The following is a 6,750-nucleotide window of genomic DNA, read 5'->3' as shown; positions in this document are numbered from 1 at the left end:
CGGATATACAGGAGTTATTGGAACACTATGGGCATCAGATTTTATGGTTACCGCCTTATAGCCCTGATTTGAATTTTATTGAAAAGACTTGGGCATGGATTAAGAAAAAGAGAAAAGAATGGCAAGAGGATTGTATTGATCGACTCTTTCAGATGTTTTTTCATTTCTGTATGAGTAATTAGATTGTTTGACTATATATGAAAAATTGAGACTAAGAATTCTATTAGATTTAATATTTTAAAGAATTTTATGATATGTTTTTTAATTTATCAGTAATAAATTGGCATATAAGTTGCTTAATTTTTATTAACTCAATAAAAGAGATGATAATGTTCAAAAGATTAAAACTAAGTATATGTCTAATTGCTTTAGGTATTTCTCCGACTATTTATGCCTTAGATATTAAAAATAATACAGCACTCACACGATATGATTACGAAAATGATATTTTCCATCCTATTCATGCAACGCATGGAATGGTTGCTTCAGAACAAGAAATTGCGACACAAGTTGGTGTAGATATTTTAAAACGAGGTGGAAATGCTGTAGATGCCGCGGTTGCAGTAGGTTTTGCGTTAGCTGTTGTTTTACCTAATGCAGGAAATATTGGTGGTGGTGGTTTTATGGTCATGCATGATGCAAAAACAGGTAAAGAATTTACACTTGATTTTCGTGAAATGGCTCCTGAAAGTGCAAGTCGTAATATGTATTTAGATGAAAAGGGAAATGAATACCTAATCAATCTTTATACACACATAAGGCTGTAGGTGTTCCCGGTACTGTTGCAGGTATGGAGTATGCTTTAAAAAAATGGGGAACTTTATCTTTATCTGAAATAATTAAACCTTCGATTGAATTGGCACAAAAAGGAATTCCTGTCAGTTCATCACTCGCTAAATTGCTCAAAGTAGAGCAAGAAAATTTAGCTCAATGGGATAGTACGAAAGCTATTTTTTTAAAAAATAATATTCCTTTACAAGAAGGTGATTTATTAATTCAAAAAGATTTAGCAAACTCCTTAAAACTTATCGCAGAAAATGGGAGTCAAGTTTTTTATAATGGAGAAATTGGTCAAAAAATTGTAGCCGAAATACAACGCCATAATGGAATTATTACCGCAGAAGATTTACGTAATTATAAAGTCATAGAACGTGCTCCAATAGTTGGAGAATATCGAGGATATAAAATAATTACAATGCCTCCTCCAAGTTCAGGTGGTATACATATTGTTGAAATGCTGAATATGTTAGAACACTATCCAATGGGTAGTTACGGGGTCAATAGTGCTCAATCGATTCACTATATGGCAGAAGCAATGAAATTAGCTTATGCCGATCGTTCGGAATATTTAGGAGATCCTGATTTTACAAATGTGCCAGTATCTGGATTAATCTCAAAAAAATATGCAAATGAATTGGTTAAAACTATTTCACCAAACTTAGCACGACCATCAAATACGATTAAACCAAATAACCCTATACCATATGAAAGTAATCAAACAACACATTATTCTACTGTAGACCAATATGGAAATGCCGTTGCTGTTACTTATACACTGAATTTTAATTTCGGTTCAGGAATAGTAGCAGCAGGAACAGGTATTTTACTTAATAATGAAATGGATGACTTTTCATCTAAGCCTGGGGTACCAAATGGTTTTGGGTTGATAGGTGGTAGTGCCAATGCAATTCAAGGAAAAAAGCGCCCTCTTTCCTCAATGTCTCCGACGATTGTACTCAAAAACAATCAACCGTGGTTAATCACAGGTAGTCCTGGTGGCTCTCGTATTATTACTACCGTCTTACAAACAATTATAAATAGTATTGATTATAATATGAATCCGGCAGAATCTGCATCGACATCTCGTATTCATCATCAATGGTTACCTGATGAATTAGACATAGAAAAAGGAATTAGTGCAGATACAATTAGACTGCTTAAACAGCAAGGTTATAATATAAAACAAAAAGCAACTATGGGTCGAACACAAACAATTCAAATTTTACCTGATGGTTTTTATGGATATTCTGACCCACGCAGCCCTGATGGTGCAACAAAAGGTTATTAATTTCTAATTAGCTCAATCTTGTTTAAGCCAACATATTTATAATCTGAATTATTGGTTTAAACAGGATTCGAATTACATTAACTAACTCTTTCGTGAAAAATATAACGACTGAGCTTGCATGATCAAAAAGTATAAAAACTACCGACAACTAGGGTGTATTGAAAATTAGACAACACTTTATTTTATATTTATCGTCTGATTTTGGAAAGATATATACTCAGCGATGCTCAATGAGCGCTTATGGCACCTCACTGCTTTGGAAAAAGTCGTGATCGTGGACGTACTGATAAAAATAATAGATTATTTCTCTAGAAGCTTTTTTATGGATTGTTTGAACAAAAAGCCCATAGCGAGATCTACTTTCTGAGTTTAATAAATGAAATACGATATTCAAACGATATCGCTACTGGGGCAAAGCTAGTATATTTAAGAAAATCTCTATGGCTATAAATCGGGAGTTTGATTTTGAATATGCAATAATTAACGGAACGATTGTGAAAATTCATCGAGATGGACAAGGCTCAAAAGAGAGATCTATCATCAAATAATTGGCCGATCTAGAGGTGGGATGACTACCAAAATACTTGCTCTCGTAGATGGGCTTGGGAATCTTATTAAATTTAGATTGATACCTGGGCATTACCATGACTTAGCAGAAGTTAAACTACTCATTACTAGTGTTGATTTTAAGGCTTTATTTGCAGACAAAGCATTTGATGCAGATTGGTTGGTCAAAAGAACTTGATGATCTTGGTGTGGCAATAGTCATTTTGCCAAAATCTCATCGAAAAATTCAGCGTTTATTCGATCGACACATGTATAAGTGGCGTCATTTGATTGAGAATTACTTTTGTAAATTGAAAAAATTCACAAGAATAGCATTACGTAGTGATAAATTAGATACAAGTTTTACTTCAATGATTTATCTTTGTGCAAGTGTAATTAATTCTCAACACGCCCTAATAGTAAATGTTTGATCATGTCATTGATATCAATGAATCATTAAAAGCTTACATTATCATTTATTTTTTACAAAAATTAAAAATTAAAAATAATCAAAATATTAGCTACATTTTTGTACTTTTTTTAATCATGTGTAAGCTATAGCTTACATACATTTTTTTTCTAATTAACTATGTTGAAAATAAATAATAAAACGTTAGTTAAGTACTTTAAATAACATTTGTGAGGTGTTGGTATGGTTACTAAAACAGAAATACTCAGTTTAACAACAAACCCTGTACTTATTAGTAATTATCAAGAAACTTATATACAAGCCATCAATGGCGAGTTTTTCTTTATATTCTCTGAAGAAAAACCATCCTTTTCTCAATGTCAAAAAGCACACATGGAAACAAAAATCCATGTAGATTGTACTTCTGGGAAAATATGGGCTTGGAAGAAACATTCATCCAAAACGAAACTCATTATTTCAAACTAGTAAATGCACTGAAGCACGATAATATTTGAGTGATAGCACAACAGCGTACGTTGATATCATTTTAGATAAATAACGACTTCAGTTTCATTTATAAATCGTAAATATATCGACTCGTTTTAAAAGGAAATATAATGAATAAGCTTATTGCATTATTCACTGTTTTTCTTATGATCTCAAGTATAGCTTCAGCAAGAACAACAGGAATATTAGATATACGCCTAGAAGTCATTTCAAGTTGCTCTGTAAGTACAAAACCCACGGTCGTCAAAAATTCATCTACAGAAGATTTAGTAAATGTACTTTGTAATCAAGATACAAAAGCAAATAATAATTCAGATATACAATCAAACGGGGGCTTGATGCCTGGAAATAATGATAACTTACCATCTATCACTAAAACGGTATATCCTAACAATATACTAAATATAACAGTTACTTACTAAATTTAATATATATGAAAATTGCTTATACAAGCAGATTTAAATTGTTGTTTAGAGTTGTACTTAATGCTTATACGCCAACAATAAACATCGCTAATTGATTTAAAAAATTGTACTTAACCCTAATCACGGATAAGAAATACGATTAAGCGACTGTTTTATATATTCTTATCTCAATTACATTATTTTTCTTTACCATTTTGTATTGCAAATAAGCTAATTTCACCTTAAAAAAACAAGCATATTGATTTTAAATAAAAGCTTATCCGTGATTGGGCTTGCTTATTGGATTATTTTTTAGCATACGTGAAGTTCCATACAATTAAATAAACCATATAAAACCGACCATGATTTTTTGGGCATATTGAGCGTGAATAAAACGTATGTACAGATCAATCTTTCTAGCAAATTCTATGTCTCATCTACTTTTACAAATGATTATTTTTTAAAGTTTTCAATGTAAAAACGTAGCTTCTAATTAAATGACGTCACTTATATACATATCAATCAAGTAAACGGTGATTTCTTGTTTAGATTTTTATAGAAAGATAAGATTTTAGTCATGATCTGCCATCTATAGTGAATCATAACCTGACCATATTTTCAATTTACCACCAATTCCTTTGCATAAAAAACAGTACAGAAAAGAGTTAAAAATTTCAAAATAAACATACAGAATCAAAAAATAGATCTTAATATTTTTAAAAATATTATTATTCAAATAATTTTCTTAAATTAATGTTCATACTGATTTTTTTGATTTAAAGATCGCTTATAGAAAAAATCAGCTTGAGTTTGATCTTTTTTTACTCTATATATTTGATATAAATCAAAGCTTGCTTCTGATAATCCATTTTGTGATGCTCGTTTCAAAAGTTCTATGGCCTCATTTTGATCTTTTTCTGATTTTTTATAAAGCTGATTACCTAGTTCATAATCTGCATAAATACTTCCTTGATGAGAAGCAAGTGTCATAAATTTATAACCATTTCCTTTATCTTCGGACAAAAGAAGAAACTTACCAAAAATAGCTTTAGTATCTGCACGAGATAAATCTAGATATCTCGTATAGCTTGAGATATTTAGAAGTGGATAGTCAGAAGGTGACTTTTCATCCTCTCCTAATAGGTTTTTAACCTGAGGGTTAGTATTTTTAATTATATTTAAATTTATAGAAGCATCACCGTAATCATGAATACCCATACTCAATGCTTTTCTATACAAAATAGCAGCCTCATAATCGCTTTGTTTTACACCAAGACCTGCATGATACATAACACCAAGTCTAATGTATGCATATGGGTATCCAAGTTGAGATGATTTTAAATACCAATCTTTTGCCAGTAAGACATTTTTACTTCTATCTTTTTTATTTTTATAATATAGATTCAAATCGCCCAGTGCATAGTAAAATTCAGGAAATGGTGTTTTAGCTTGATCAAGTGCTTTTAGATATAAATTTTCAATGTCTAATATTTTCTGGTCATAACCATCTTGGTTAATCATTCTGCCTCTAAATTCTTTTAAATCTTCTAGTTTATAATTAGCAAGTGTATACATTGCTAAAGGGAATCCTTTTTTAGATAAGGCCATTAAACTTTCACGAGAGGCATCAGAATGATAGCCCAAATTTAGATCAATTGCTAAATATTCAGCAAATAAAGAACCTTTATTTTTTGCTTGATCAAAAAGTGCTTTACTCTCATATTTATTATGCGTGTTCCGCCAGTATTTATGTAATATTTCGGCATAAATAATCTGATTATTTATATTGTTTAAATCTGTCGTACTTTCAATCGCATTTAAATAGTCTGTTTGAGTGGGCTGAAAAAAATCATTAGTGCATGAACAATTTTCAGGATCTGTTTGTTTAATATTAGAAGCTAAAACACTTTTTGAAAATGTGAAGCTCAGTAAGCTAATGATTAAACTGGCTTTAAAAACTTTACTCATTTCCATTGGCCTAATCCTCTCCATGTTGTTTGAGAATTATAAAAATAACTAATATTTTTAATTGTATGGATATAATTAGGTTGTAATATCATCTCTACGCTAAGTGTAGTACTAAAATCAAGGCTAAAAAATGCATGGGTTCCCATGAATTGATTCGTTGACTGCTCTTGAATATCTGTTTGCTTTATTATTACTTCTTTCCATTGGTCTTTAGGAATTTCTTTGATTAGACTTTTATCAATCTCCCATGCATCAGGCCATTGAGTATATTCAAGTTTGAAAGCATTATTTTTTGATGTTTTATTTGGAGCAGTACAATTAAACGATGTTTTTATTGGAATATGACTTAAATTCTCTTCTAAATCTCCACTAATAATATCTGTTCCACAGTCATAGCTTGAACCTGAATCAATCGATGTTACTTTTATCGCCATAGATCTTTGTTCATATAGGCTGAGATGAATATCTATATTAAAATTTTGTGGGGCACTATATATTTTTATACATACAGTTATCGCATATAAGAATACAAGTACAGTTAAAAATATTTTTAAGGACGACCCCTTTAAGAAATGTGTTAATACATCATTTTTCATAATAAAAATATCAAAATTAATAATTATAGTGAAATGTTTAACAAAATATAATATAACCCGAATCCTGTTTAAGGATTTATTTGAAAAAGCCAAGGATTAGAGCCATAAGTTGAGTTACTAGACACGACTTACCACTCTAATCCTCATGACTGATATTACTGCTTTATTCTGTACCATTGATGATTTTTTTATAAAATTTGAATCCACTTATTTGAAATTTCTAAAACAGAATCAATACTTCAAACGAATACG

General features: G+C 30.6%; 8 protein-coding genes and 1 pseudogene. 7 read left to right on the top strand and 2 right to left on the bottom strand.

Translation table 11 applies throughout. From position 1 onward, the window contains the following. The 6 genes from I2F17_RS12710 to I2F17_RS12160 form a co-directional block, all read left to right on the top strand. The coding region (locus I2F17_RS12710; protein WP_211139443.1) for a transposase at window positions 1-182 on the top strand (182 nt) is incomplete at its 5' end. A gap of 147 nt (window positions 183-329) precedes the next feature. Beyond that, window positions 330-767: a gamma-glutamyltransferase gene (locus I2F17_RS12675; protein WP_211140124.1), complete on the top strand. Its 438-nt coding sequence runs from the start codon at window positions 330-332 to the stop codon at window positions 765-767. Window positions 768-790: 23 nt separating this feature from the next. Further along, entirely contained in the window at window positions 791-2,068 is a 1,278-nt protein-coding gene (gene ggt / locus I2F17_RS12180) for a gamma-glutamyltransferase (protein ID WP_268920054.1), read from the top strand. Between the two features lie 568 nt (window positions 2,069-2,636). Beyond that, window positions 2,637-2,813: a hypothetical protein gene (locus tag I2F17_RS12175; protein ID WP_211140123.1), complete on the top strand. Its 177-nt coding sequence runs from the start codon at window positions 2,637-2,639 to the stop codon at window positions 2,811-2,813. Between the two features lie 453 nt (window positions 2,814-3,266). Beyond that, the gene (locus tag I2F17_RS12165) at window positions 3,267-3,509 is read left to right on the top strand and encodes a hypothetical protein (RefSeq protein ID WP_196424051.1); all 243 of its coding nucleotides are present in this window, start codon (window positions 3,267-3,269) and stop codon (window positions 3,507-3,509) included. A 131-nt stretch (window positions 3,510-3,640) separates the two neighbouring features. Continuing rightward, window positions 3,641-3,952, top strand: a complete 312-nt coding sequence (locus tag I2F17_RS12160; RefSeq protein ID WP_196424052.1) for a hypothetical protein — start codon at window positions 3,641-3,643, stop codon at window positions 3,950-3,952. Between the two features lie 732 nt (window positions 3,953-4,684). Here the strand turns inward: I2F17_RS12160 and I2F17_RS12155 are convergent. Together I2F17_RS12155 and I2F17_RS12150 are read right to left on the bottom strand one after the other, a co-directional pair. Next, window positions 4,685-5,908, bottom strand: a complete 1,224-nt coding sequence (locus tag I2F17_RS12155) for a tetratricopeptide repeat protein (RefSeq protein ID WP_211140121.1) — start codon at window positions 5,906-5,908, stop codon at window positions 4,685-4,687. Next, a complete protein-coding gene (locus tag I2F17_RS12150) occupies window positions 5,899-6,498 on the bottom strand; it encodes a hypothetical protein (protein WP_211140120.1) in 600 nt (199 codons plus the stop codon). The genes I2F17_RS12155 and I2F17_RS12150 overlap by 10 nt, the downstream gene beginning before the upstream one ends. A gap of 145 nt (window positions 6,499-6,643) precedes the next feature. Here I2F17_RS12150 and I2F17_RS12145 point away from each other — a divergent pair. Next, a pseudogene (locus I2F17_RS12145) lies at window positions 6,644-6,750 on the top strand (IS982 family transposase); the annotation flags it as partial.

Origin of the sequence: Acinetobacter baretiae, assembly GCF_015627105.1 — a bacterium.
In the GTDB taxonomy this organism is placed as follows: domain Bacteria; phylum Pseudomonadota; class Gammaproteobacteria; order Pseudomonadales; family Moraxellaceae; genus Acinetobacter; species Acinetobacter baretiae.
The sequence above is the reverse complement of the archived record's forward strand: the minus strand, read 5'-3'. Positions and strand labels throughout refer to the sequence as shown.